Below are 22,785 nucleotides of genomic sequence, written 5' to 3' on the forward strand. Positions count from 1 at the left end.
TCACCAGTTGGCGCCACGGCCTCCGAGCCAATCATCGGCCGGCAGGGGCGAAGCACTCGTTTCTTCAGGTTTCGGATCAACAGAAGGCACAGCCGGCGAAAAAAGGTCCCGCTTCGTCACCTCGGCCGGCAGGCCGCGATGGCGCGCGAGCGCAGCCCATTCGTCCGCGGTCGAGGTCGACAAGCCCAAATATTCGGCCAACGCCTTGTTGTAGACCCGGCAGTCGAGCAGGTGGTTATCCCGCCGGACCTTCCAGACCTTGCGGCTGCGGCCCCGGAACTTCTCGTCGGCCAGATACTCGGCCGTGATCTGCTCGAAATAGCCCATGTCGAGCCAGGTGCCGAAATGGCAATAGCCATCCGGATCACGCAGCGCGCCCGATTTCAGACCGTCCTTGCGCAGATCGTCATAGATCGAGCCCTTCAGCGACCAGGTTCCGACCGGCCAGAGCTTGCAGCCCTGCTTGATCTTGTGGCCGCCGAGATCGATGTCGACCAGCTTCGGCATGCCGATCGCCGGCAAGGCCCAGCCGTCGCGCCCGTCGAGCGCCAGAATGACATCCTTGCCCGTGTCCGGGTGCAAGCGCTGGTTCTGGCGGACCCAGGAATAGACGACATGCGAGCGATAGCCGGAATCGATGCCGAGCGCATCGAGCGAACGCTTGCCGCCGAAGGCATCGTCGAACTCGCGCCCGATCGTCGCCTTGCGCAGCAGCTCGAAGGCCTCGCCATCCGGCGAAGACGTGTCGCCGTCGCAATACCCCGCGTCGACAACCCAGCTCTCGCCGTTCGGCGCGACCGCGAGGATCTCGTACCAGATGCCGCGCATCTGCACGTCGGCTGCCGCGGTCAGCAGCAGGCCGGCGGGCGGCACGCGATAGCGCGGCAGACCGTCCTCGCGCCGCTCGAAGAGCCGCACATGGTCCGGCGCATCGCCCTTCATCTCGAAGGGCAGGCCGAGCGTCAGGTTGTAGAAGGTCTTCTGCTTGGCGATGTCGCTGCCGGCCTTGACGGCCCGCTCCGCGATCTTCGGCCAGGGCACGAAGGGCGAGGACATCGCGTTGAAATGATAGCCGGGCATCTTGCCCGGGCCGGGATCGGTCGCCTTCCAGCGCCCGTTCCGGACGAGATCGCGCTTCTCATGCTCCTCGACGACCGAGCCGCAGCAGGGCGCGACATAGTAAGCCCGATAAGGCCACTCGTCGGAATATCGGAAGTTCGGACCGAATTCGAAGACGAATTCACTGCTTTCGCCCGTTTCATCCCGGCAATGCGGGCATTTCACGAACCATTTGCGCTTGTCCGAGCCTTCCCAGTATCGCTCGATATGCGAGCCGCCCTTGATGGTCGGGGTCGAGACATAGACCCGCTTCCACGATCCGTCCGACAGGAAGCTCTCCTGCCGGGCCTCGATCATGTCAAAGGGCGAACCCTGCCCGTCGAGGTCCTCGGCATACTCGTCGATCTCGTCCAGCCAGGCCTTGCGGACCGATTTGGACCGCAGGTCGGCGGTCGACGAGGCGAGCGCCAGGGTCAGCGAGCAGGCGCCGTAGCGCTTCTCGTAGGTGGTCGAGGCCTTGCCGGACCGTGCCGTCTGCGGCGCGACCTTCGCCGCGAGCGCGTCAGAATTGTCGATCGCGATCTGGAGCTTCTTCGAATTGAAGTCCGTCAGCGCGCCGTCGGTCGGCTGCACGATCATCTGATCGCACGGCTCGATATCGATGGTGTGCCCGATGGCCGCGATCATCAGCGTGGTGAAGCCGGTCTGAGCCGACTTCATCACGCAGAATTCGTTGACCGGGCTGTCGATGCTGGTGTGCGACAGCGGTTCCGCCACGAAGGGCGTCAGCTTCCGGTCCCATTTCTCCAGCTTCTTCGGGCCGTCCGGGACGGTCAGTTCGCGCTCCGCCCATGTCGGCGGGTCGATTTGCTCCGGCGGCGTGATCGCGGCGATCAGGGCCTCGACGACGATCGTCAGAGCGTCGGGAAGCGCCATCGTCAGTCGTCCGGGGTCTCCGCCGGCGCCTCGCTCGGTTTCAGGTTCAGGACTTGCGCCAGTTCCCGGGCGACCAGCTCGCGCAGGTCGCGGGACTTGGCCTTCAGGGCGGTGCGGGCACCGGACGGGCCGGCGCGCCCGACTTCGGCCGCGACATCGTCGGCCATGGTCGGAAGCTGGTCGAGGGCGCGCGCGATGGCGTCTCCGACTGTCGCGATGGCGTTTGCCACCTCCGCGACCGACAGGATCTTGCCCTGGCGTTCCTCGAGGTCGAGGCGGGCGCTCTCGGCCTTGTAGGCCATGTGCCGCGCCTGCTCGGCGGTATAGATCGGCGCCGCGTCGTCCCGCGGCGAGGGAGATGCCGTCAGCCGCTTCGTCTCGGCGCCCGCCGCCTTGGCAAGGTCGGTGGTTTCGCCGATGACGCGATCGAACGCGGCGAGGTTGACGAGGACGACCTTGCCCTTGCCGGGCTTGGTCGAGAGCTGGCCCTTCGCGATGAGGCCTTTCACCCGCTCCGAGACCGCTGCCTTGCTCAAGCCCTTCAGGCGGGCGAGCTCGCTGATGGACACCCACGCGGCATCAGGCGTGTTCGGGTCCATCTCGGCCATGTTCGGGGTGTTCGGTCAGATTTCGGAAGCTGCGGCTAGCAAAATCCCGCGCCGCATTCTCGTCGCGGGGTGGGGTGGCCCGGGAAGGACCCGTGACCGGAGCCGGTCGGGCCGGCTCGACGAGGTCACATGGCAGCCTCCCCCAGCCAGAGCCGGAAACGCGAACCGCCCCGGCGCTGGTGCGACGGGGCGGCTCAGATCCCTATTGGGATGCTCCGAACATGCCACAATAGGGTGCGGCCGTCAAAGAAGGCGATTGCTTTGTTATCTCAACGAGTTATCGCGCATTAGATTACCGTGTCTTCAGGCCGTTTCGGTGGCGAGATCGAACACTTCGCCCTTCGCTCGCCTATCCCATGGTGCTGCCTGGCTGACCGGGCCGTTGACCTGATGCTTGACCAACACGCCATCCAGTGCCGCCGCCAGCAGGCCGAGCGCCGCATGCCAGGTCGCATAGACCGAGCGCGCCAGCATGATCCCCGCCCTCTCGGCCCGCACTGCCTCGCTCGGCCGGCCGCGATAGGGCGGCATCTCTCCGCCATGGTCCGGCCGCGAACCATTGCGCGCATGCTCGATCACCAACGCGGTCAGGAACGGGTCATGCAGCCGCGACCACGCATCCGCCTGACGCTCCGCGCCCGGCCGCACCAACCACAGGCCCGAGGCCGCATCCTCGATCCGCCAGCCCTGCGCCACGAGATCCGAGCGCCTCCAGGCAATCGGCGCATCCGTCTCCGCGCCCTCGATCAGCCACTCGGCCAGCGCCAGCACATGGTCGTGCACGAGAAGCAGATCGTCCGGCGTCGCCGCCGCCATCTTCTGGAAGCCGAGCATCCGGGCGGCCGCCCCGGAATTGTCGATGATCGTACCGAGCTGCAGCGTCTGCATCGCCCCGACCAGCGAGCCGTTGGGCCTGAAGCGCGGCAGGCCGAGCACGGCCTCGGGCGTCACCCTGTCGACGCGATACTGGGCATAGGCCCGGTGCAGCAGCGCTTCGATCCCGATGGTTTCTTTCGCGGTCATTGGCCGGTCTTTCCGCTCATGCGAGGGTTGCGAGGGTTCAGCGAGCATCGAAACAGACCCTCGCAAGCCATATTCCTCAATTCATTCAACATCTTACCTATCCATCTGCGAGGGTTGCGAGGGTTTGGAACGTGTAGAGGCAATATGAGAAATGGTTCCGGGGCTTCCCCGAAGCCCCTCATGTCTATGAGGCCCGCGATAACCCTCGCGACCCTCGCAGGCCATCACCTATCCCCTTGAGCAGCCTTACGAATTCTCCCCGCGAGGGTTGTCCCGAACCATCGCGCAACCCTCGCGACCCTCGACGCGCAAAACGCATGGCGCAGCGGCAGGAGGGCGTATGATCACGCAAAAACACATGACGATTGCGAGCATCGCGGTTCATCGGTCGTCTCCATAGCGGGGGCTGCGGGGCTCGGGCCGGTCGGGGATGTCGTGCAGCACGAGCCCCTCGAACGTGCGGATGCGGCCGTTGTGCTTGACGAAGCCCTTCTTCTCCAGGGTCTGGCTGAAGGCCTTCTCGCTCCAGGGCTTCATGGCGTTGGCGAGGCACCAGCTTTCATAGGCCTCATAGATCGCCCGTGATGGCACCTGCTTGGGCTCGTCAGGCGGTTCCGGCGGCGGCAGGCGGCGCACGCAGGCGTCGATGAAGCCCTGCACCTGGTCCATGTCGGCGCGATAGGCCTTGGTCGCGTCGCGCACCTCCGGCGGCTCGTGCAGGCCTTCCTCGAGGTAGATCAGCGCGCCGGCGATCAGCCAGTTGAGGATGCCGGAGCGCTCGGCTGCGAATTCGCCGAGCACGGTCTCCATCTCGCGGCGCTCAGCCTCGGGGATGGTCTGCGCCCAGACGACAAGCGAGAGCCGGCGCCAGATGCCGAGATCGACGCCGTCGATGCGCGGCTTGTCGTTGCCGGACATCGTCGCCTTGAACACCGGCCGCAACTCGAAGAAATTGCCGTAGTTATGCCGGGCCATCATCGGCTCGCCGCCGGTGAGCTGCTTGACCAACGCCTCGCGCAGCATCTCGCCGCGCGGCAATTCCGAGACGCGCACCAGGCGCTTGCCCGGAAGCTGGGCGATATCGGGCGTGGCCTGGCCTGCCCCGCGCGATTGCGTGCCGGTGACAGATTCGGCGTTGAGCGTGCCGGCATAGGGGCCGAACAGTCGCGCCAAGGCCTCGATCAGGGTGGATTTGCCGTTGGCGCCCTCGCCATAGTGGAAGACGAGCTTCTGCGCGCCGATGATGCCCAGCAGCGAATAGCCGTAGAACACCTGCAGGAAGCGCTGCACCGCCGCATTGGGCTGGCACAGATCGAGGAAGGCCTGCCATTTCGGACAGTCCGCATCCGGCTCGTAGAACGCTGGCGCCAGCTTCGCCAACCGGTCGGTCCGTTCATGCGGCCGCAGACGCGCGCGCCAGTAGAGCGGCGGCTTGACGTCCGATCGGGCTTCCGGATCTTCGACCCGCTCGAAGACGAGCGTGCCGTTCTCGACATTGACCAGCATCGGGTCGGCATCCATCGCCTCGACGCCGACGGTCAGATGCGGTTGCGCCTGCGTCAGCATCTGGGCGACGCGCGCACCATTGCCGCAGGAGACCGAGAATTCGCGCCTCCGGCCGCGCCGCTTCGACCAGGCGCCGATCGCCTTCTTGCCCTCGTCGATGGCGCGTTCCTGATCCTTGTCGCGCTCAGCCTCGGGAATGCGCCGCGCTGCGCGCCCGCCATCGATTGCAGCCTGCTCGGCCTCGCTCGGATGCATCACCAGGCTCTCGGCCGCGATCCAGCGCGCCGACGCCTGCGCCGTTCGGTGCGCCGCCTCGGCGCCGCCCAGCGGGTCCCAGAACGACCCGGTCCAGACATGCCAGCCGATATCGCGGACAAAGAGCAGGTCGAAGCCGCGCCAATGGATCAGGCGGCGGCCGTTATCGGTATCGTTCGGCAGCAGCCGCATGGCGAATTCCAGCCGGTCGACATGGTCACGGGCACGATCCGGGGCGCGAGCATCGTCGTTGTCCGGCCCGAGCGGATCGCGGGGCTGCGGGGTCGCGGCAGCATCGGCCTCCGCCCCGGTGATGAGCGCGCGCAGGCTCTCGGCCGAGAGATCGTCGGCGGGGAGATCAGTCATCGGGCATCATCCGAACAAGGAGGCCTGCGCCGGCGGAGCGGGACGCAAGGCGAGAGGCGAGAGTGCGCAGCGCATACGCTGCTTGAAGCGGGACAACGCCATTGCCGAGCAGGCGAAGTCGCTCGATACGAGCAAGGTCCAGCCGGGAGGCCAGCCCATCAGCCACTCGACGAAAAGCGGGTTCAAGCTCCGGCGCTCCTTTGAGGACGGCTTGCCAGTTTTCACGGTCGTGAGGGCCAGGGGGGAATAGAGGTCTTTCGCCGCCGGCCAGGCCACCACCTGATCCTCGAGGAATCCCTTCCCCCGCTTCGCCGTGATGTGCTTGGGGTTCCCGAGAGCTCGCGACATTTCCACGCGCGGCGCTGCCCACGTCTTCGCCTGCGTCGGCAGCGCAGATTGCGGCTGGCCGGTATCCCTGCGAACGCGATCCGCACCGCTCGTCGCATCCGATGCCTTGGGAGCCATCCAGTTCGCAGCCTGAGCCGGCAACGGCTGGCCGCCCGCTCCGAAGCTCTGGTTCGGCCCGCCCTTCTCCCCATCGCTCGCCCGAGGCGTCGACCAGAAGGCCGCCGCAGCCGTATCCTCCAACCTGCAATTGGAGGGATCGAGAGCCCGCTCGCCGTTGCCGTGGCCGCCGTTGTTCCCCACTCTCGGCGTCGGCCATCGGCCCACGAATTCCGACAGAGGCCGGGAATTCTTCTCGTGGGTGGCCTCTCCAGCCTCCAATGATCGATGATCCCTGGCGATCGGCGAAGGCCAATTCATCGTGGACTCCGAGGATGAAGAGACGCTCGCGCTCCTGGCTCGCGCCTGCTTCTTCCGCCGTGAAAAGTCCAACCTCACGCGCAAAGCCAAGTCTCCCCAGCTCTCGCCAAACCCGCTCGGCACCGCCCGACGAGAGCATGCCGCCGACATTTTCGATGAGGACGAACCAGGGCCGGGCCGCGACGATGATCCGTCGCGTGGGTCCCCAGAGATCGCGCGGATCTGCACGCTCAAGCCGCTTGCCGGCAAGGCTGTGTGGCTGGCAGGGAATGCCACCAATGAGGCCGTCCAGGCAGCCACGCCACGCTCGGCCCGCGAAGGTTCGGGCATCGCTCCACACAGGAGCCGGAGCCAGGAGACCCGCTCGCATCGCTGCAACCAGGTGCGCGACGGCGAAGGCTTCCCTCTCCACCATGCAGACGACGCGAGCGCTTGGCACTGCCAATTCGACGCCGAGATCGAGCCCGCCCCCCCCCGTGCAGAGGGAGAGGATGCGGGGGCCGGCTCGCAATTCGGAACGTAGAGCCACATTCACGCAGGCCTCCGTTGTACAAGGCCCCACGCCGCCCTAGCTTCGGCGAGATGGGAGAAATGACGATGGAATGGTGGGGACAAGCGGCGACGGTGGTCGCTGCGATAATCAGCTTGTTGGCGATGGGCGTTGCCGTATCGCAGGCCGTTTCGGCGCGCTCTTCGGTGACACTCGCGAAGGCGCAAGCCGAAGCCGCCAAGAAGTCGGCACAGAGTGCCGCCGATCAGGTCGAGGAGGCCAAGCGCGCGAACAGCATCGCAGAGCGTCAGCATGCCCGAGACTCTCTGCCGGATCTGACAGTACTTCTCGAGAGACTGGAAGCCGTCTCTGATTTTATCGCCACCGTACTCAGCTGGAGGGGCAAGCGGATGGCCGTCGCCGACAAACATGTGTCGGAGTTCAAAGCTCGATGCGAAGAGATTGGGCGAAGCAATCCGAGCCTGCCGCGTTCTACCGCCGCGAAGCGGCGAGATCTCGTCATTGAACTCCTGAAGCAGGCGCCGAGCGCTCGCTCCAGACTTCAGGGTGTCGAAATCAACGACGAGATGATGATGGAGCAGAATACGCGCTTTGCGGAGATTGACGCTCAAGTCCAAGCGCTCATCGACGAGGTTAAGGAGACCATCGCCGCGAATGAGAGCCTCGCCGCTGGGAGGAGTTAGCACGCCGCCCTCCCCCGCCCGAGCTCGTCGGGTGAAAATGTTCCGCGCTCGGTCGCATCGAGGCCGTTGCGGATGGTCTGGTTGATCTTGTGCTCGGTCGGCTCGACGCCGGCGGGCAGGTTCGCCAGCAAGAGCTGTTCAGCCCGGCCGCGGTCGAGATGTCCGGAGCGGACGAAGCGGCCGAGATGCGAAGCCGCCAGGAAAACGTTCTGGTTGCGCTCGCCGGCAGGCGCCGTGCGGGCAAACTCCAGGGCCCAAGCGACGGCGCCGTCGACATAGCGGGCGACGCGGCTGTCGCTGCAGCCTTCGGTGCGATGCGGCCCGCTCCGCGCCCTGGCGGCCGCACGACGCTGCGCCCGCTCGGCATCGGTCAGGAATTCGCCGGTGATGACGCCGCGCAGACGCCGCGGCAGGGCTGGCAGGCGCGAGACCTGCGGCATCAGCCATTCATAGCGCTTGCCATCCGCCATGACGGATGGCGGCGCGATGACATAGCCGCCCTCACCCCGCACATCGATATGAGCGAGCTCGGCCGGGCATTCGCCGTCGCGCAGGAAGCGCGTGAACAGGTTTGCCTTGTTGCCGATCGAGCCGGAGACCGGCTTGCCCAGCCGCGTCAGGTTATCCGCGACCTCGGTGAAGGTGGCCTCGTCCGGCCAGGCGAAATAGAGATGCAGGCCGCCCGATTGCGTCCGCGCGATCACCGGCTCGACGATCTCGCCGGTCTCCGGGTCGATCTCGCGAAGCTGGCCGCAGAACCGCGTCAACGCGGCCAGCATCGCCTTGGTCGAATGCTCCTTCGGATCGAGGTCGACGACGATGCAACGCGCGCGCAGCCCGGTCGGAAAGCCGATCAACGCCTGCGGCCAGCGCTTCCACCAGCCGCGGATCACGCCCTCGTCGAGGCTGGCCAGCCAGTGCCCGCCGTCCTTCTTGCCGGTCTCGCTCTCCTTGGGCAGATGCGGCGCCTTCGACCAGGGAGCAGGCTTCTGCGCCGGGTTGGCCGGAAACACCGGGCAGCCGTTCGCGGCATAGGCAAGGGCGTGGTCGAGCATGGTCATGCCGGCCGCCAGTGGCTCGGCCCATGGCCGTAATCCTCACACCAGGTGAAGGAGCCGTCGACGGCCTCCCAGATACCGATCGAGAGCGAAACCAGCGGGTTCGAGCCTGCGGGGTTCCAACGCATGAGAAAGCTGCCGACATCCTCATGCATCACCCGGACGAGCGAGCCGTCTCGCGGAACGGTGGCGATATCGCGATAATCGTCGCCCATCCGCCCTACTCCGCCGCCTCGAGCACTGGCGCCGGCTGTGCGGCATCGAGCAGGTCGAACAGGCTGGGGATCGCGATCATGTCCTCGGCCGCGGCGCAGTGCAGCGCGCCGTCCATGAAATAGCCGGGGTTGAGCTCGACGCCGACGCCGAAGCGGCCCTGCAGGATCGCCCGATAGGGCACGGTCATCAGCCCGCCGAAGGGATCGAACACGGTCTCGCCGGGCATCGACATCTGCGCGATCACGCGGTCGACGATGTCGAATTGCAGCGGGCAGAGATGCATCTCCTTGCCCTTCGCCTGCTGCACGCCGTTGAGCGTGCGCATCCGGGTCACGTCGCTCCAGACGGACTCGTCCGGCGAATGCGTCGGCAGCAGCATGAAGGTGGGCGGCAGGCGGCCGCGCGTCTCCAGCGCCTCGGCGATCGCGACGTGGTACTCGAAATCGTAGACAGCCTCGAGGTTGAAGCGCTTCCACATGCGATAGATCGTGGCGGCGTCGACGCCATTCAGATCCTCGGCCTTGAGCGCGCGATCGCCGGAAGAGCGCAGATAGCCATGTGCGTCGATCTGCCAGCGGGCGCGGCTATACCCGTCCGGGTTGATCCAGCCACCTTCCAGCGGCCCGGCATCCTCGATCAGATCGTCGCCGGCCTCCGTCTCGGCCGAGCCGTACCACTTCTTCGCCTTCACCACCTTCGTGTCGGCATAGGAGACCGAGCGATCGGTCTGCGGCTTGCGGAAGATCAGCAGGTATTCCGGCAGGCCGGCGCCCATCTTCGAGCCGTCCTTGCACTGTTCCGACCAGCCCAGCCGATAGGTCTGGTTGTTCTCGCGCACCACGTCGGTGGTGATCGTCTTCATGCCGAGGAAGGCAAAGCCGTGCTTGCGGAAATGCTGGATCGCGTCGCAATGGAAGGTCGAGACTGTCTGGAAGCCGAGCCCGGTCAGTCCGCCCGGGATGATCCGGTCCTTGACATGGATGACGCAGTTGCGGCCGGGCTGAAGCGCCTTCAGCAGCGAGGGCGTCAGGAAATCCATCTGCGCCCAGAAATGCGGGTCGCTGTCGGTGTGGCCGAAGTCGTTATAGCTCGGCGTGTATTCGTACTGCGTCGAGAACGGAATCGACGTGACGATCAGGCCAAGCGAGTTCTCCGCCAGGGCGGCGCTTTCCAGCACCGTATCGTTGTTGACGATGCGATGGTGCTGACCCCGGATCTCGACGCGCTCGACGCCGATCGCGCGGGAGAGCGAGGCGGCAAGCGCCTGCTCGTTCAGGCCATATTCGCGGATGATCTTGCCCATCTCGGCCACCATGTGTTCGTGCTGGCGCCATTTCTGGAGAAGCGTGCGCAGGATCGCCTGCTCGCCCTCGCTGGCGATGATGTGGATTTCGACCGGCTGATCCTGCAGGAAGCGCTGGATGCGGTGCACGGCCTGGATGAAGTCGTTGAACTTGAAGCCGATCCCGAGGAACACGGCCTTGTGGCAATGCTTCTGGAAGTTGCAGCCGGAGCCGGCGATGACGGGCTTGGCGGCCAGATGCTGGAAGGCGCCTTCCGAGAAGCCGATGATCGTCTCCTCGCGGGTATCGAGATCCTGCGTGCCATAGACCGAGCGCACGCCCGGCACCGCCACCTCGATCGCGCGCCGCTCATCCTCCAGGTCGTGCCAGATCAGGAAATGGTCGTCCGGCGCGGCCGCAAGGATGTCCTGCAGCCTGGCGATCCGCGCCGGCAGGCTGTCGCGCTTCTCGCGCGAGGCGCCGACGACGCCGAGCGCGGCATTCTTCAAGAGGATGCCCTGGCCGTCGCGCTCGGTCTCGCGCGTGGCGAGGTCGCTGGCGACGGTGTGATGGATGACCTGGAGCGGCGGCAGGGCATAACCGGTATCGTCGCAGCCGAGATCGGACGGCCGCTGCACGAACAGTGCCCAGCTCGACACCCACAGCCAGAACTCGCGTTCCTTGTGGGGATGGATGGTGAGACTGTCGGCCTTCTCGCTGTTGCGCTTGAAGAACCGGGTCTTCGCCTCGCCGACATCCATCACCTCGAGGAAGGCGGAATAAGCGAGCAATTCGATATAGTCGTTCGGCGAAGGGGTCGCAGTGGCGACCAGCTTGAAGGTCACCCCGTCGTAGAGCCGCATGAATTCGCGGAAGGTCTTGGAGCCGCCGAAGCCGCGCAGGCAGGAGGCCTCGTCCAGGCTGGCGACCGCGAACAGGCGCGGGTCGAGCTTGCCGTCGCGGACCGTCTCGTAATTGGTGAGATGGAGCCCGGTCTCAGCCGCCTCATCGATCGCGCGGATGAAGCGCAGGTTCGGGATGCGCTCCGGCCGGCCCTCCTGCCAGCGCCGCAGATCCTCGCGCTGCGCCTCGGTGATGCGCTCGTCCTCGCCGGTCGCCAGCACATGCACGTCGCGGCGGAACTCCTGCCGCACGCCGAGCGGCGCGGTGATCAGCCCGCGCCCGCCGCGCTTCTCGCAGACGATCCGGGTGAACTCGATCTGCATGAAGGTCTTGCCGAGGCCGAACGCCGCAAAGAGCCCGGCCCGGCCGCGCCGCAGCGCCCATTGCACCATCAGGCGCTGATGCAGCTTCAGCAGCGGGTTGATCTCGTCGAGCCCGACATCGAGGCCGCGACCGGGCGCGATGCAGGCCTTGGCCTTGAGGAAGGCGAGATAGGCGTCGCTCATGCCGCCCTCTCGATATCGAAGAAGTCGCCGGCGTCGCGCAGGAGCTTGGCGGCTTGCGACAATGCTTCGGCCCGCCGCCGGGCAGCCACCAGACAGTTGCCGGCGACGAGGCCGAGCTCTGGCTCGAAGCGGGTCGTTTCCAGCACATGGATGCCGGCGGCCTCCTGCTGCGCGGCGCCTTCCAGCTCGGCGATGATCTGGGCGAGATGCATGGTCACTTCCCCTCCCGGAACAGAGCGCGCTCGGCCGCGCTCCACAGGCCAGCCGGGGCTTCCCGGCAGGCGACGATGTCCTCGGCCGTGGCGCGCTTCATTCGCAGCACGGCGGCGATGATCGCGGCGGTGAAGCCGGCCCGGGCCATGCCGCGCGCGGCGGAGCGGCGGAAGCGGCCGATCTTCTGGAGCGTGAACCCGCGCTTCATGCCGCCGCCCTCGCGGTCAGCCGGCAGCGGCCACGGCCCTTGCCGGTCGGCTTGTAGAATTCGACCAGGCCCTGATCGCGCAGGCCGTTCCAGGTCGAGCGCATGAAGGGCGCCAGTTCGCCGGCGGCGAGCAGCACGCCATTGATGTCGAAGCAGCCATCGCCATTGTGCTTGCGCAGCCAGTCGAGGGCCTGTCGCTCGGCCTTGGTCATGCCGCAGCCCTCGCCGGCTCGACATCGCGATAGCTGCCGCAAGGCTCGGCGAAGAGCCCGGCCAGCGCGCTCAGATCCTGCTGGACATGGGCCGGCAGCCGGCGAGCGGCGGCGCGCTCCAGCAGGCTAACGGCCATGAAGGGAGCGCCCGCCGCGCGATAGCGATGGGCGCGGTGGATCACGGCGGTGACGCCGGCGCGCTGCCCGGGCGAAAGCCGCTCCGGCTCGCGCTCGCCCGGCTTGAGCGGGCGCGGCGCGGCGGACAATTCATAGCCGGCCCGGCATTCCCGGACATGGCCGAGTGTGATCAGGCGATCGAGCACGCGGCCGAGCCAGTTGCGATCATGCCCCGTCAGCATCGCCAGCAGCGCTGCGCGGCCGATCGGAGATTCCGCCTCCGCGATCGCGGCCAGCACGCGCGCGGTCAGCGATCCCGGCTTGATGCTCCCCCGTGCTGCCATCTCACTCCCCCGCCCGCTCGGCGAGACGGCGGATGACCTCGCCGAACTCCTCCTGGTTTTTGATCGCGGTGGCGAGCAGGCCCTTGATCTCGCCGCGGGTCAGCTTCTGGTCGGCGATGGCCTCCATCGCCTGCGCGGCGAAGCGCCCCTGGCTGGCGGTCGTCGCCATGACCGAGCGCATCAGGCAGAATTCATCCTCGTTGGCGCCCGATACCGGAACGAGCTGGTGCCCGGTCAGGGATGCCAGCGCACGCGAGAGGACCGGCTGCCCGGTCGCCGCCTCGAGGATGGCGGCCACATGCAGCGGCATCAGCGCCGGGTCGTTCTCGCTCTGCCATTTCGAGATCTGACCCTGGCTGTAGCCGGTCATGGCCTCGACACGCTGCGGCCCGGTCTGGCCGGGCGCGGCGCAGGCATTGACGAGGGCGCGCCCGGCCGTTTTCAGCAGCGGCAACAAGCCTTCAGGCAAAGCGATATTGCTCACGAAAAAAGCCCTTCTGCTTTTTCGTTGGGAAAACGGCGGTTCAGACGGACAGTCGCGGCGTCAGATCACGGAGGCGGAACCCCATGGACGAGAAGCAGAAACAGGCGGCAGGAGCAGGCTCGGCGCGGCGCGAAGCGGCCGAGAGCCGCTTGCGCCAGGCGCTGGTCACGATGGCGAAGGCGAGACGAGAGGCTCACGAAACGGGCCTCCCCAAAACGGGCGACGGACCGTGCAGGTCCGGCCGGAGCTCATGACGCGACACGCCGCTCAGCCCCTCGACGGCGAGTACGCGATTGGGCGGCACGCGCTTCCACTGCGAGACAGCTTGAGAGGAAATCCCAAGATGACGGGCGAGGGAGACGGGTCCACCGACGGCTTCGAGGGCCTTGCAAAGGGGGCTATCGCTCATGGCCCCAATTACAAGCATCCCTTACAAATAAAAGCAAGCGATACTTTTATTGCCGGCATCGGCGGAGCGCCTAATGTCCCCGTCATGCAAAATGACCTCGGCAGCACCCTGCGACAGGCACGCAAGAAGCTGAAAAAGCCCATGTCGGAAGTGGCCGAGGCGGTCGGCGTCAGCACGGCGGCAGTGCAGCAGTGGGAAACCGGCGTTACGATGCCGAGCATCGACAATCTGACTCGGACCGCGATGTTCCTCGGCCTGGACGCCTTCGAGATGATGGCAATGGTGATGCGGCAGCCGCCGCCAGCCGGCACGCCCCCTCAGTACGCGCAACACGTCGCCGCCGCGCATGGTGGCACGCCGATATCCCCACCCACAGACACGCCCCCCAATGCAATCATCGAAGACCGCGAGCCTGCCTTGCCGGAGCGGGGCGGCGCGCGCGACATTGAGGAGCTAGGAATCGCGGTCGGCGGTGACGGGGAGGATGATGGTGCCTTTGAGTTCAACGGACAGGTGGTCGATCGAGTGACCAGGCCTCCCGGCATCAAGCATCGCAAGGATGTCTTCGCCCTCCGCATCGCCAACTCGAGCATGTTCCCGAAATACGAGGATGGCGAGCGCATCTTTGCGGAACGGCGGCGCCCAGCAATCGGCGACTATGTTGTCGTTGAGCTGTTCCCAGCCGAAGAAGGCCGCGCCGGCAAAGGCTTCGTCAAGAAGCTGATCAGCATGAATTCCAGCAAAGTCGTGGTTGAACAGTTCAATCCCGCGAAGTCGATCGAGTTCGACAGGGCCCGCGTTAAAGATGTCCATCGCGTGATACCGTGGCACGAACTCCTGGGCATCTGAACGGAGGATGATCGCGTGATTTTCGTTCTTTGGCTGATCGCGGCGGCCGCGGCGTTGTTCGCCGGCGTCAGCGTCATGGACGTTATCGCGACAGCCAAGTCCAGCGCGCCACCAATTGCGCACTTCGCCGCCAAAATCGACCTGGGCCTGAGCCTTCTCGTCTTCGTCGCGGCGCTCGGTTTGGGTGGCGTCATGAAGAAGCTGGACGAGATCGCCCTGAAGGCGACCCTGCGCCACCCGGAACCGCCCGCCTCCTAGGAGCGCCGCCGGCGGTATGTCGGGAAGACGTTGATGTTCTTGCCGGTACCGCCACGCTCATAGCAGATGGAGCATCGCAGCTTCCGATGCAGGCCTAATACCGTTCGCACCCCTTGAGCCATGGCCTGCTGTATTGCTGCCGGCCAGAGCTGCCGCGAGTGACCGCAATCCTCACACTCGACACGCACCGTTGCGACGCAGGCCAACTCCGCTTGGCCGCTTTCTTCCTGCTGCGCGACGACCATTCCCAACGCCCCGTGTTCTCATTTCGTTCTCACATCTGAAGCAGAGGCAAACCGATGAGTCCAGAGTGATTCGTCACACTCCTGACTCTCGCTTCTAAAGCGGCCCTTACATTTCTGCTTGCGCTTGTTTTAAAGCTGTGCTTTCAATCGGTCATTCTTCACCGATGGAGGCCGCCTTGTCGCAAGCCGCCCACCCTGCCGACACGTCGAGCCGGCGCATTCTCGAAAGCCGCGCTGCCGTCGATGACGGCTATATCTGGCCGCTCAAGCGCAGCCAGATGGTCACCGAAGCCAACATCGCCGAGCGCATGGTCGAGGATATCGGCGCGCTGGTGAACGATTGCGGCGAGGCCGCTGTCGTCACGCTCGACGAGCTCACCCGCATCGGCTGGCTGCCTGCCCAGACCGCGCGCCACGGCGCCCGCGCCTTCGCGCTCTATGAGGCGGCGCACCGCAAGCCCCGCCGCACCACCGGCAACCGCTCCACCGTCCGCCGTCCCGGCTGGCGCCAGGAGGCCGCGGCGCTCGCCATCTTCGCCCTGCCGGTCGCGCTGCTGGCGCGCCAGATGCTGGGGGCGTGATGGACAGCGAACATGCACCGCCCCTCGGACTGCTCATCGCGGTCTGGTCCGTCCTCATCGCTTCCGCCGCCCTCGCCTGCGCGCCCGTGATCCTCGCGCTGCTGCTGATCTTCGGAGCGCAGTGATGGCCGGGCTCTGGCTTCTCCTCACCTATGCCGGCGCCACGGCGCTGCGCCACTCGCTTCGGAGGCGCGCATGACCGAGCGCCAGCGTCAGTCGCTCATCGACCTGATGAACGCCATCCTCGCCTGCGCCTGCGCGCCGGCCGATATCCGCTTCCGCGCCAACAATCTCCTCTGGAAGCTCCAGATGGATCAGATCGGGCTCGACCGCTTCTTCGGGGGGCGAGCATGACCCCGGCCCAGCGCGAACTTGCGCGCCATGCGCTCGGCCTGCCGAACCCCATGCGGAAGAGCTATCGCAATCGCTATTTCGCTCCGGCAAGCGGCGAATGCGCCGAGCAGTGGAAGGGCATGGTCACAGCCGGCGAAGCCGAGGGCGGCACGCCGGCCCGAAAGGCAGCGAGCCTCTTCTTCTGCCTCACCTTCGAGGGCGCCAAGCTCGCGCTGGAGCCCGGTGAGTATCTCTGCTTCGAGGACTTCCCGCGATGACCTGGCTCCCCACCACGACCGGGCGCGTCTTCGACATCATGCGGCCGGACTGGCGCGTCATCGACCTGATGAACGATGTCGCCGAGCAGCTCGCCCAAATCGCGCGCTTCTCCGGCGCCGTCAGTGCAGGCCCGTATTCGGTCGCACAACATTCCGTCATCGGCGCGGATTTCGTCTATCGCAACGGCCGCGATCGCGCCGCCGCCGCGGCCTTCCTGCTCCACGACGCGCATGAATACGTCCTAACCGACAAGACCTCGCCGAATGCCGAGGCCGAGATCGAGACGGCCGAGGTCATCTGGCCAGGCCATGGCGGACGTGTCGTCCGGCAGATGCAGGCGCTGATGAAGTTCCGCATCGACGTGTCGATCTATCAGGCAGCTGGCATGGGCGGAAACGGCTGCCCGACGCAGTATCGCGACCTGGTCAAGCAGATCGACCTGCGCCTGCTCGCCACCGAGAAGGCCCATCTGCTCGGCCCGCAGGTCAAACTCTGGAATGAGGCGGTCGAGGCGGCCGAACCGATCCGCCTGCACGGCCGGATCACGCCATGGCCCTGGCATCAGGCCGCCGATGAATTCCGCGACCGCTTGCGCAAGTACCTGCCGGACCGCTTCGGCGGCATCACCAGCAATCCCCCGTCGAAATCCGGACCGCGCCGCGATGGAGCGCGCCGCCAGCTTGAGGAGACCTAGACCATGGATGATCCCGTTCAGGGCGATCAGCTCAAGAGCATCGTCGAGCGCATCGAGCGGCTCGAGGAAGAGAAGAAGACCATCTCCGACGACATCAAGGAGGTGTACGCGGAGGCCAAGGGCACCGGCTACGACGTTGCGGTGCTGAAGAAAGTCATCGCGCTCCGCAAGCGCGACCTGGACGAGCGCAAGGAAGAGGAAGCCATCCTCGACCTTTATCTGCAAGCGGTCGGCGAAACGGCCTGACGCGATCCGGAGCTGAGACCGGATGCGGGCGAAACTGCAGCCCAAGCAACCAGCAAAGCAGTGACAGCACGGAGAGACGGCACCCATCCCTTCAAGAGGCTCGCCATGGACCAACCAGTCTGCGCGGAACAGCCTTCCGCGCGTTCGATCGCCACAAATGATGCCCTCGCGTTGCTCAAGGCGCATCTGGCCGGCTATGCGCCGGCTGATGCCTCGGTCTCGGCGGCCCTCTCCACGATCGCCGACCGCCTCGGCTACGGCCTTATCCATTACGACAACGAAGACGTGGACGATCGCGCCTCGCTGCACGTTGACGAGCACGAGCTGGACGAAGCCCGCGCTCGCGCCATGCGCGGCGAGGTCGAGGATGCCGTGGTCCACCTCGGCCGAGCCCTCCCGTCCGAATTCGCCATCATCGCCGACCGTATCGGCGACTGTCTCCGGAGCGCCCCATGAAATTCGTCATCGATCGCGCGGCGCTTCTACGGGCGCTGGCTCCCGCGGTCCGCATCATCGAGCGGACCAACACGATCCCGATCCTGGCCAATGTCAGGCTCGACGCCGAGAGCGGGCGCCTGCGCATCACTGCGACCGATCTCGACATCGAGATTCGCGGCGAGGCGGAAGCAGAGGTCGAAACCGAGGGCGGCATTACCGTGCCCAGCGGTCGCCTCAATGACATCGTGCGCAAGCTGCCCGATGACAGCCGGATCACGATCGAGGCGAGCAAGGAAAGCGTCACCCTGCGGTCAGGCCGCTCGAACTTCCAGATGCTGGGCCTGCCGGTCAGCGACTTCCCGCAGATCACGCCCGGCACCTTCACCCATGAATTCGAACTTCCGGCCGAGACTGTCAGCGCCCTGCTGGCCGCAACGCAATTCGCCATCAGCACGGACGCGTCGCGCTATTACCTGAACGGCATCTTCCTCCATACGCTGGAGCAGGATGGCAAATCCGTTCTGGCCGCCGTCGCGACGGATAGCCATCGCCTCGCCCGCTACCAGGTCGACCTGCCACAGGGAGCCGCCGGGATGCCCAACAGCATCCTTCCCCGGAAGACCGTGGCGGAGATCGCGCGGCTCGTCGACAAGGCCAAGGAGCCGCTGTCGATCAGCCTCGGCGGCGAAAAGATCCGCGTCACGCTCGGAGCCTTCACGCTCTCGTCGAAGCTGATCGAAGCCGTCTACCCCGACTATCAGCGCGTCATCCCCTTCGCCAACGACAAGTTGGTCACCGTCGATGCGCCGACACTGGCGGGGGCAGCCGATCGCGTCGCCACGATCTCGGGAGAGCGCGTGCGGTGCGTCAAGCTTGCCCTGTCCGATGGCAAGATGGAGCTGACTGTCACGAACCCAGATTCCGGTTCGGCCCGCGAAGAGCTCGATTGCGAATACGAGAGCGATGCGATCGATATCGGCTTCAACGCCCGCTACCTGAGCGAGATCCTGAGCATCCTTGGCGGCGACACCGTTAAGATCAAGCTCTCAGAGCCTGGCGCTCCAGCCATCCTCCAGACGCGCGAGGGCAGCCCGCTGCTCACCGTGCTCATGCCGATGAGGGTCTGACCGATGCTCTGGGCACTCGTCACCCGCCTCAGCGACGTCCTCGCGCTTATCGGTCTCGGCACGGTGATCATCGGTGTCGTGCGCCTCACCCGTCGCCTTACCCGCATCCTCGGCCGCTGATCGGCCAAACCTGAAAGGTTCCTGCCATGCGTCGCCTTGCTTTCACCGCCGCCACCGCCCTCGCCTTCGGGACGCTGTTCGGCGTCACCGCCTTTGCCCAGCAGCCGGCGTTCCGGCTCTGCACCGGCTCGGATGCCGGCAACTATTTCAAGGCCGGCCATCTCCTGAAGAAGACGGCCAATTCACTGAAGCTCGACGTCATCCCGACACAAGGGTCGCTCGACAACCTCGACAAGGTCGTGAAGGGCGAATGCGACGGCGCCTTCGTCCAGTCCGATGCGCTGCTGGTCTATTCCAGCCGCAATGCGCAGGCGCTGTCCGCGATCGAGCGCGCCGGCGTTCTCTACCAGGAGCACGCGCATCTGCTCTGCAACCGGGGTTCCGGGGTCGATCGCGTCACCGACCTGACGAACAAGCACAGCGTCGCGGTCGGCCCAGATGGCTCCGGCGCCCGCACCACCTGGGATGCCTTCGTGCTGGCGGACAAGAAGCGCTATGCGCCGGTCCAGATCGACACGCGCAGTGGCGTGCGGGCGCTCTCGGCCGTGGCTGACGGCAGCCAGGTGCAGTGCCTGCTCTGGGTCGGCGCTCTCGGCTCGAGCTATCTCCGGAATGACGCCCAGCAGAACGGCGATCGCATCGTGCTCGCCGGCACCGACGACTGGGACATGGGCAAGGTCGCCAAGGACGCCCGCGGCAAGGAGGTCTACGGCTATTCCGAGATCCCGGCCGGCACCTATCCGCGCATCCAGCCGGGCGGCACGCTCTACGGCACCAAGGCCGTGAAGACCATCACGGTCGACGCGCTCTTCGTCGCGAATATCGCCTGGATCGACGCGAATGCCGGCGCCTATGACCGCATCCTGCGCGGCTTCGCCGCCGCCAAGCCGGCCATCGCCGAGCTCGTCACGCCGAAGTGAGGGACGGGCGATGGCGGATGTTCGCGGCCCAGGCGGGCTGCCCGGTCAAAGAAGCTGCCCGCCTCAAGGAATCCAGTGTGATGATTGTAGCGAACCTGCGACGGTTCGCGTGCAAGGCGAGACCGACAGCTTTGGCTCGGAGCAGCACGATCTCTGCGACACGTGCGCCAAGAGGATGCGCGACGAGTGCGATGATAGCTCAGGACGCTGCGACTGGTGCAAGCAGGATGCCGCCGAGCGGGTTTGGACGCGCGATTACGAGGAGGGGCTCGGCGGGCCAGTCTATCACATCTGCCGGCCCTGCTTTCAGCGTCAACAGGATCGTATCAACGAAGATATCGATGGCTGGGCCGACGATGGCAGTTGGGACGATTACGATGAGTAGTCTAGCGACCCTCCGCCGGCGCCGCCTCGACGCGAAACTCGCCCTCGCGAAGGCCGAGGCGTGTCCGAAGAAGCGCGGCCGCGGCGAAGCCCGCCGCGCCTACATCCTCGCCACGGCCGCGATCATCCGCGCCGAGCTCAATCACCGTATCGCCGCCCCGCTCCTGCGCGCCCAGGCGGCGCGGCGCGAGACCGGCGACCTCTTCAGCCAGATCGGAGCCTGACATGGAAACAGTGCCTGACGGCGCCGGCCTGCCGGCGGCCCTTTCTCTCGCAGCACTGGTTCATGGCGATGCCGTCGACCGCGGAGGAGCGCTCTACATTGCCCACCCGCTCCGGATGGTCGTCCGGGCGATAGAGCAAGCTAAGCCCATCGAAGTTGCGATTGTCGCCGCACTTCATGACGTCGTTGAAGATACGCCGACCAGCTTAGACAAGCTCCGAAATCTTGGATTTTCAAGCACCGTAATTCTTGCAGTCGATGCCATGACGAGGCGGCAACAAGAATCTTACGAGAGCTACCTCATTCGGATCGCAGGCAATGCAATCGCGAGGCAGGTGAAACTGCTCGACATTGCCGACAATGCCGACCCCGCGCGGCTCGCCAAGCTCAGTCGAACGGATCGCACGAGACTATCTCGCAAATACAGCGAGGCCCTCGAATACCTCTCCATCTTTGAAAAGGACTGACCCATGGCCGGCAGCGTCAACAAGGTCATTCTCGTCGGCAACTTGGGCAAGGACCCGGAAATTCGTCGCACCGCCCAGGGAGAGCCCGTCGCCTCGTTCCGCATCGCGACCTCCGAGACCTGGCGCGACAAGCAGTCGGGCGAGCGGAAGGAGCGCACCGAATGGCACAGCATCGTCATCTTCAATGAGGCGCTGGCCAAGGTCGCGGAGCAATTCCTGAAGAAGGGCTCGAAGGTCTATCTTGAGGGCCAACTCCAGACCCGCAAATGGCAGGACCAGAGCGGCGCCGATCGCTACTCGACCGAGGTCGTGCTCCAGCGCTTCCGCGGCGAGCTCACCCTGCTCGACAAGGCCGAGCGCGAGCCGCCCTCGCAGGACAGCTATGGGCAGACCCGCACGCGAGAGAGCGGCCAGAGCTACAGCCAGGCGAAGAACGGAGATTCCAGCAGCGGTCCATCGGGAGGCGGCAGCGCTCACCTCGATGATGATATCCCGTTCTGAGGCTTGCCATGGCACGCGCGCAGCTCGTCGACGACCTCCCGCTTTCCACCGTCGCCCGGACCCTCGGCTTCGACAGCGCCGAGGCATTTCGCGCGCGCCTGCCCGAATACCTGAAGCGCGGCCTGCCGGCGCCGGACCCGATGACGAACCGGATCGACCCCGAGGCCTTTGAGCGCTGGCGGCGCCTGCGCACGCCTCATCTCTTCCCCGAGTTGACGAGCGCACCGGGCGCACGCAACGCTGCCGACCTCGCGGCCGAGCGGAAAGCACGCAGATGGGGCAAGTGAAGATCCCGTATTCGCCGGTCAAGAACGGCAAGCGCTATTGGCAGCCGACCAAGGCCATGCAGGCGCAGGGGTTCCTGCCGAAGCCTCTCGGCGACGACGACGCGCGCAGCCAGAAGATTGCGGTGGACCTCTATCAGGAATGGCTGAAGGTGCTGCGCGGCGAGACGCCCGCCCCGGTCGCGGCCGACGCCACGCGTGAGACGGCAGAGGCCGCACGGCGCTATCCAGCGAACTCTGTCGGCGAGGCCTTTCAGCGCTGGATCAGGACGAAGGCATGGGATGCCATGCCCCACAGCACCCGCAACAAGGTGCTTTGGCCGGCCTGGTATCGCGTCCGCGATGCCTGGGGCGACGCCGCTCCAGACACGCTCACCTTCGAGCTGCTGGACGACTGGCGCGCCGAGCTCGTCGAGGAGCACAGCACCGGCGTCGCACACAAGACACTGAAGTTCTGGCGCAAGCTCTGGAAGGTCATGCGGGCGATGAAGGTCGCGCGGGGCGACGACCCTTCGCTCGGCCTCCGCAACAAGGCGCCGCCACCACGCTGGCAGACCTATACCGAGGGCGAGGCCGTCATCCTGGTCAAGCGCGCGATTCGGGCGAGGCAGTTCGATCTCGCCTGCATGATCGCGGTGACCTGGGACACGCTGTTTTCGCCCGGTGACACCCGCCTGCTCACGGGAAGGCATGTGGCCTATCTCAAGCAGGGCGATCGAAAAGCCCTGTATTTCGACCGCTCGAAGGACGGCCGCATCAAGACCGGCCGTGCCGCGATCGGCACGGTCAGCCGGCGCACGCAGAAGCTCTGCGAATCTGTCTGGGCCTGGCGAGGCCTCGAGCTGACGCCGGAGGCCTATCTCTGGCGCAAGGCGAACGGCCAGCCGTTCAAGGATCACGAGATGGCCAAGGCCTTCGCGACGATCCGCGACGAAGGCGACGATCGCCAGCTGCGCGACATGCGCCGGTCCGGCAGCGGCGAGGCGAATGCGAGCGGAAGCTCCAACCCGGGCCTGCTCTCGGCGAAGCTCGCCAACAGCATCCAGACCTCGAATGCCCTGCACAAGACCTATGCGCCGGTCGATGTCGACGCTGTGCTGGCCTTCGACAAGGCCCGGCTCGCGGGGCGCCAGAAGCGCCGCGGCCAGAACGAAAACTGAATGTCAGTTGG

The 22,785-nt window shown here is 66.0% G+C and carries 32 protein-coding genes and 1 pseudogene; 18 read left to right on the forward strand and 15 right to left on the reverse strand.

Features of this window, described 5'->3' with window-relative positions:
* From AC1RLU_RS24495 to AC1RLU_RS24520, 6 genes and pseudogenes are all read right to left on the reverse strand, one after another.
* A complete protein-coding gene (locus AC1RLU_RS24495) occupies positions 1-1,995 on the reverse strand; it encodes a phage terminase large subunit family protein (RefSeq protein WP_492798720.1) in 1,995 nt (664 codons plus the stop codon).
* Between the two features lie 2 nt (positions 1,996-1,997).
* The gene (locus AC1RLU_RS24500; protein ID WP_492798721.1) at positions 1,998-2,603 is read right to left on the reverse strand and encodes a DUF1441 family protein; all 606 of its coding nucleotides are present in this window, start codon (positions 2,601-2,603) and stop codon (positions 1,998-2,000) included.
* 303 nt (positions 2,604-2,906) lie between these two features.
* Positions 2,907-3,626, reverse strand: a complete 720-nt coding sequence (locus tag AC1RLU_RS24505) for a hypothetical protein (RefSeq protein WP_492798722.1) — start codon at positions 3,624-3,626, stop codon at positions 2,907-2,909.
* A 381-nt stretch (positions 3,627-4,007) separates the two neighbouring features.
* Positions 4,008-5,753, reverse strand: a complete 1,746-nt coding sequence (locus tag AC1RLU_RS24510; RefSeq protein ID WP_492798723.1) for a DNA primase family protein — start codon at positions 5,751-5,753, stop codon at positions 4,008-4,010.
* A gap of 6 nt (positions 5,754-5,759) precedes the next feature.
* Positions 5,760-6,518, reverse strand: a complete 759-nt coding sequence (locus tag AC1RLU_RS24515) for a hypothetical protein (protein WP_492798798.1) — start codon at positions 6,516-6,518, stop codon at positions 5,760-5,762.
* Between the two features lie 49 nt (positions 6,519-6,567).
* Positions 6,568-7,080 (reverse strand): annotated as a pseudogene (locus AC1RLU_RS24520) (DNA cytosine methyltransferase); the annotation flags it as partial.
* Positions 7,081-7,109: 29 nt separating this feature from the next.
* On the opposite strand from AC1RLU_RS24520, the gene AC1RLU_RS24525 reads away from it, so the two are divergent.
* The gene (locus AC1RLU_RS24525) at positions 7,110-7,712 is read left to right on the forward strand and encodes a hypothetical protein (RefSeq protein WP_492798724.1); all 603 of its coding nucleotides are present in this window, start codon (positions 7,110-7,112) and stop codon (positions 7,710-7,712) included.
* On the opposite strand, the gene AC1RLU_RS24530 is transcribed toward AC1RLU_RS24525, so the two are convergent.
* From AC1RLU_RS24530 to AC1RLU_RS24570, 9 genes are all read right to left on the reverse strand, one after another.
* Complete coding sequence (locus tag AC1RLU_RS24530) at positions 7,709-8,773, reverse strand: bifunctional DNA primase/polymerase (protein WP_492798725.1); 1,065 nt, start codon at positions 8,771-8,773, stop codon at positions 7,709-7,711. The two genes, AC1RLU_RS24525 and AC1RLU_RS24530, sit on opposite strands and share 4 nt — an antisense overlap.
* Positions 8,770-8,985: a hypothetical protein gene (locus AC1RLU_RS24535; protein WP_492798726.1), complete on the reverse strand. Its 216-nt coding sequence runs from the start codon at positions 8,983-8,985 to the stop codon at positions 8,770-8,772. The genes AC1RLU_RS24530 and AC1RLU_RS24535 overlap by 4 nt, the downstream gene beginning before the upstream one ends.
* Before the next feature lie 5 nt (positions 8,986-8,990).
* Positions 8,991-11,678, reverse strand: coding sequence for a DNA methyltransferase (locus AC1RLU_RS24540; protein ID WP_492798727.1), 2,688 nt, complete (start codon positions 11,676-11,678; stop codon positions 8,991-8,993).
* The gene (locus tag AC1RLU_RS24545; protein WP_492798728.1) at positions 11,675-11,896 is read right to left on the reverse strand and encodes a hypothetical protein; all 222 of its coding nucleotides are present in this window, start codon (positions 11,894-11,896) and stop codon (positions 11,675-11,677) included. The genes AC1RLU_RS24540 and AC1RLU_RS24545 overlap by 4 nt, the downstream gene beginning before the upstream one ends.
* Positions 11,893-12,099: a hypothetical protein gene (locus AC1RLU_RS24550; RefSeq protein WP_492798729.1), complete on the reverse strand. Its 207-nt coding sequence runs from the start codon at positions 12,097-12,099 to the stop codon at positions 11,893-11,895. Before AC1RLU_RS24550 ends, AC1RLU_RS24545 begins: the two co-directional genes overlap by 4 nt.
* The gene (locus tag AC1RLU_RS24555; RefSeq protein ID WP_492798730.1) at positions 12,096-12,311 is read right to left on the reverse strand and encodes a hypothetical protein; all 216 of its coding nucleotides are present in this window, start codon (positions 12,309-12,311) and stop codon (positions 12,096-12,098) included. The genes AC1RLU_RS24550 and AC1RLU_RS24555 overlap by 4 nt, the downstream gene beginning before the upstream one ends.
* Positions 12,308-12,772 (reverse strand): hypothetical protein, encoded by a 465-nt coding sequence (locus tag AC1RLU_RS24560; protein WP_492798731.1) that lies wholly within the window; start codon positions 12,770-12,772, stop codon positions 12,308-12,310. Before AC1RLU_RS24560 ends, AC1RLU_RS24555 begins: the two co-directional genes overlap by 4 nt.
* Before the next feature lies 1 nt (position 12,773).
* Entirely contained in the window at positions 12,774-13,256 is a 483-nt protein-coding gene (locus tag AC1RLU_RS24565) for a phage regulatory CII family protein (RefSeq protein ID WP_492798732.1), read from the reverse strand.
* Between the two features lie 193 nt (positions 13,257-13,449).
* Positions 13,450-13,683, reverse strand: coding sequence for a transcriptional regulator (locus tag AC1RLU_RS24570; protein WP_492798733.1), 234 nt, complete (start codon positions 13,681-13,683; stop codon positions 13,450-13,452).
* Between AC1RLU_RS24570 and AC1RLU_RS24575 the strand changes: the two genes are divergently transcribed.
* The 17 genes from AC1RLU_RS24575 (at position 13,600) to AC1RLU_RS24655 (ending at position 22,774) form a co-directional block, all read left to right on the forward strand.
* A complete protein-coding gene (locus AC1RLU_RS24575; RefSeq protein ID WP_492798734.1) occupies positions 13,600-14,514 on the forward strand; it encodes an XRE family transcriptional regulator in 915 nt (304 codons plus the stop codon). The genes AC1RLU_RS24570 and AC1RLU_RS24575 overlap by 84 nt on opposite strands.
* A 15-nt stretch (positions 14,515-14,529) precedes the next feature.
* A complete protein-coding gene (locus tag AC1RLU_RS24580; protein ID WP_492798735.1) occupies positions 14,530-14,772 on the forward strand; it encodes a hypothetical protein in 243 nt (80 codons plus the stop codon).
* A gap of 421 nt (positions 14,773-15,193) precedes the next feature.
* The gene (locus AC1RLU_RS24585) at positions 15,194-15,598 is read left to right on the forward strand and encodes a hypothetical protein (protein ID WP_492798736.1); all 405 of its coding nucleotides are present in this window, start codon (positions 15,194-15,196) and stop codon (positions 15,596-15,598) included.
* A complete protein-coding gene (locus tag AC1RLU_RS24590; RefSeq protein WP_492798737.1) occupies positions 15,598-15,723 on the forward strand; it encodes a hypothetical protein in 126 nt (41 codons plus the stop codon). The genes AC1RLU_RS24585 and AC1RLU_RS24590 overlap by 1 nt, the downstream gene beginning before the upstream one ends.
* A 70-nt stretch (positions 15,724-15,793) precedes the next feature.
* Positions 15,794-15,952: a hypothetical protein gene (locus tag AC1RLU_RS24595; RefSeq protein ID WP_492798738.1), complete on the forward strand. Its 159-nt coding sequence runs from the start codon at positions 15,794-15,796 to the stop codon at positions 15,950-15,952.
* The gene (locus AC1RLU_RS24600; protein ID WP_492798739.1) at positions 15,949-16,209 is read left to right on the forward strand and encodes a hypothetical protein; all 261 of its coding nucleotides are present in this window, start codon (positions 15,949-15,951) and stop codon (positions 16,207-16,209) included. The genes AC1RLU_RS24595 and AC1RLU_RS24600 overlap by 4 nt, the downstream gene beginning before the upstream one ends.
* Positions 16,206-16,904 (forward strand): hypothetical protein, encoded by a 699-nt coding sequence (locus AC1RLU_RS24605; protein ID WP_492798740.1) that lies wholly within the window; start codon positions 16,206-16,208, stop codon positions 16,902-16,904. Before AC1RLU_RS24600 ends, AC1RLU_RS24605 begins: the two co-directional genes overlap by 4 nt.
* A gap of 3 nt (positions 16,905-16,907) precedes the next feature.
* On the forward strand, positions 16,908-17,150 hold the full coding sequence (locus AC1RLU_RS24610; RefSeq protein ID WP_492798741.1) for a DUF2312 domain-containing protein: 243 nt from the start codon (positions 16,908-16,910) through the stop codon (positions 17,148-17,150).
* Between the two features lie 171 nt (positions 17,151-17,321).
* A complete protein-coding gene (locus AC1RLU_RS24615) occupies positions 17,322-17,606 on the forward strand; it encodes a hypothetical protein (RefSeq protein WP_492798742.1) in 285 nt (94 codons plus the stop codon).
* The gene (dnaN, locus tag AC1RLU_RS24620; RefSeq protein WP_492798743.1) at positions 17,603-18,715 is read left to right on the forward strand and encodes a DNA polymerase III subunit beta; all 1,113 of its coding nucleotides are present in this window, start codon (positions 17,603-17,605) and stop codon (positions 18,713-18,715) included. The genes AC1RLU_RS24615 and dnaN overlap by 4 nt, the downstream gene beginning before the upstream one ends.
* Positions 18,716-18,861: 146 nt before the next feature.
* Positions 18,862-19,755 (forward strand): TAXI family TRAP transporter solute-binding subunit, encoded by an 894-nt coding sequence (locus AC1RLU_RS24625; RefSeq protein ID WP_492798744.1) that lies wholly within the window; start codon positions 18,862-18,864, stop codon positions 19,753-19,755.
* Positions 19,756-19,864: 109 nt separating this feature from the next.
* Positions 19,865-20,140, forward strand: a complete 276-nt coding sequence (locus AC1RLU_RS24630) for a hypothetical protein (RefSeq protein ID WP_492798745.1) — start codon at positions 19,865-19,867, stop codon at positions 20,138-20,140.
* Positions 20,133-20,363 carry a hypothetical protein gene (locus AC1RLU_RS24635; RefSeq protein ID WP_492798746.1) on the forward strand — a complete coding sequence of 77 codons (231 nt, stop codon included), beginning with the start codon at positions 20,133-20,135 and terminating at the stop codon, positions 20,361-20,363. Before AC1RLU_RS24630 ends, AC1RLU_RS24635 begins: the two co-directional genes overlap by 8 nt.
* 1 nt (position 20,364) lies before the next feature.
* Complete coding sequence (locus tag AC1RLU_RS24640) at positions 20,365-20,829, forward strand: GTP pyrophosphokinase (RefSeq protein WP_492798747.1); 465 nt, start codon at positions 20,365-20,367, stop codon at positions 20,827-20,829.
* Positions 20,830-20,832: 3 nt separating this feature from the next.
* Positions 20,833-21,330: a single-stranded DNA-binding protein gene (ssb, locus tag AC1RLU_RS24645; RefSeq protein WP_492798748.1), complete on the forward strand. Its 498-nt coding sequence runs from the start codon at positions 20,833-20,835 to the stop codon at positions 21,328-21,330.
* 8 nt (positions 21,331-21,338) lie between these two features.
* On the forward strand, positions 21,339-21,617 hold the full coding sequence (locus AC1RLU_RS24650) for a hypothetical protein (RefSeq protein WP_492798749.1): 279 nt from the start codon (positions 21,339-21,341) through the stop codon (positions 21,615-21,617).
* Entirely contained in the window at positions 21,605-22,774 is a 1,170-nt protein-coding gene (locus AC1RLU_RS24655; protein WP_492798750.1) for a hypothetical protein, read from the forward strand. The genes AC1RLU_RS24650 and AC1RLU_RS24655 overlap by 13 nt, the downstream gene beginning before the upstream one ends.
* Positions 22,775-22,785 lie beyond the last annotated feature (11 nt).

Source organism: Allobosea sp. GW822-FHT05A11 (assembly GCF_058800455.1).

Coding starts and splice junctions, on each gene's coding strand:
- AC1RLU_RS24605 (WP_492798740.1), top strand. CDS start 16,206: ATGACCTGGCTCCCCACCACGACCGGGCGCGTCTTCGACATCATGCGG.
- AC1RLU_RS24595 (WP_492798738.1), top strand. CDS start 15,794: ATGACCGAGCGCCAGCGTCAGTCGCTCATCGACCTGATGAACGCCATC.
- AC1RLU_RS24535 (WP_492798726.1), bottom strand. CDS start 8,985: ATGGGCGACGATTATCGCGATATCGCCACCGTTCCGCGAGACGGCTCG.
- AC1RLU_RS24575 (WP_492798734.1), top strand. CDS start 13,600: ATGACGGGCGAGGGAGACGGGTCCACCGACGGCTTCGAGGGCCTTGCA.
- AC1RLU_RS24530 (WP_492798725.1), bottom strand. CDS start 8,773: ATGACCATGCTCGACCACGCCCTTGCCTATGCCGCGAACGGCTGCCCG.
- AC1RLU_RS24495 (WP_492798720.1), bottom strand. CDS start 1,995: ATGGCGCTTCCCGACGCTCTGACGATCGTCGTCGAGGCCCTGATCGCC.
- AC1RLU_RS24515 (WP_492798798.1), bottom strand. CDS start 6,518: ATGAATTGGCCTTCGCCGATCGCCAGGGATCATCGATCATTGGAGGCT.
- AC1RLU_RS24655 (WP_492798750.1), top strand. CDS start 21,605: ATGGGGCAAGTGAAGATCCCGTATTCGCCGGTCAAGAACGGCAAGCGC.
- AC1RLU_RS24525 (WP_492798724.1), top strand. CDS start 7,110: ATGACGATGGAATGGTGGGGACAAGCGGCGACGGTGGTCGCTGCGATA.
- AC1RLU_RS24590 (WP_492798737.1), top strand. CDS start 15,598: ATGGACAGCGAACATGCACCGCCCCTCGGACTGCTCATCGCGGTCTGG.
- dnaN (WP_492798743.1), top strand. CDS start 17,603: ATGAAATTCGTCATCGATCGCGCGGCGCTTCTACGGGCGCTGGCTCCC.
- AC1RLU_RS24625 (WP_492798744.1), top strand. CDS start 18,862: ATGCGTCGCCTTGCTTTCACCGCCGCCACCGCCCTCGCCTTCGGGACG.
- AC1RLU_RS24540 (WP_492798727.1), bottom strand. CDS start 11,678: ATGAGCGACGCCTATCTCGCCTTCCTCAAGGCCAAGGCCTGCATCGCG.
- AC1RLU_RS24510 (WP_492798723.1), bottom strand. CDS start 5,753: ATGACTGATCTCCCCGCCGACGATCTCTCGGCCGAGAGCCTGCGCGCG.
- AC1RLU_RS24555 (WP_492798730.1), bottom strand. CDS start 12,311: ATGACCAAGGCCGAGCGACAGGCCCTCGACTGGCTGCGCAAGCACAAT.
- AC1RLU_RS24600 (WP_492798739.1), top strand. CDS start 15,949: ATGACCCCGGCCCAGCGCGAACTTGCGCGCCATGCGCTCGGCCTGCCG.
- AC1RLU_RS24610 (WP_492798741.1), top strand. CDS start 16,908: ATGGATGATCCCGTTCAGGGCGATCAGCTCAAGAGCATCGTCGAGCGC.
- AC1RLU_RS24635 (WP_492798746.1), top strand. CDS start 20,133: ATGAGTAGTCTAGCGACCCTCCGCCGGCGCCGCCTCGACGCGAAACTC.
- AC1RLU_RS24640 (WP_492798747.1), top strand. CDS start 20,365: ATGGAAACAGTGCCTGACGGCGCCGGCCTGCCGGCGGCCCTTTCTCTC.
- AC1RLU_RS24505 (WP_492798722.1), bottom strand. CDS start 3,626: ATGACCGCGAAAGAAACCATCGGGATCGAAGCGCTGCTGCACCGGGCC.
- AC1RLU_RS24500 (WP_492798721.1), bottom strand. CDS start 2,603: ATGGCCGAGATGGACCCGAACACGCCTGATGCCGCGTGGGTGTCCATC.
- AC1RLU_RS24560 (WP_492798731.1), bottom strand. CDS start 12,772: ATGGCAGCACGGGGGAGCATCAAGCCGGGATCGCTGACCGCGCGCGTG.
- AC1RLU_RS24570 (WP_492798733.1), bottom strand. CDS start 13,683: ATGCTTGTAATTGGGGCCATGAGCGATAGCCCCCTTTGCAAGGCCCTC.
- AC1RLU_RS24550 (WP_492798729.1), bottom strand. CDS start 12,099: ATGAAGCGCGGGTTCACGCTCCAGAAGATCGGCCGCTTCCGCCGCTCC.
- ssb (WP_492798748.1), top strand. CDS start 20,833: ATGGCCGGCAGCGTCAACAAGGTCATTCTCGTCGGCAACTTGGGCAAG.
- AC1RLU_RS24650 (WP_492798749.1), top strand. CDS start 21,339: ATGGCACGCGCGCAGCTCGTCGACGACCTCCCGCTTTCCACCGTCGCC.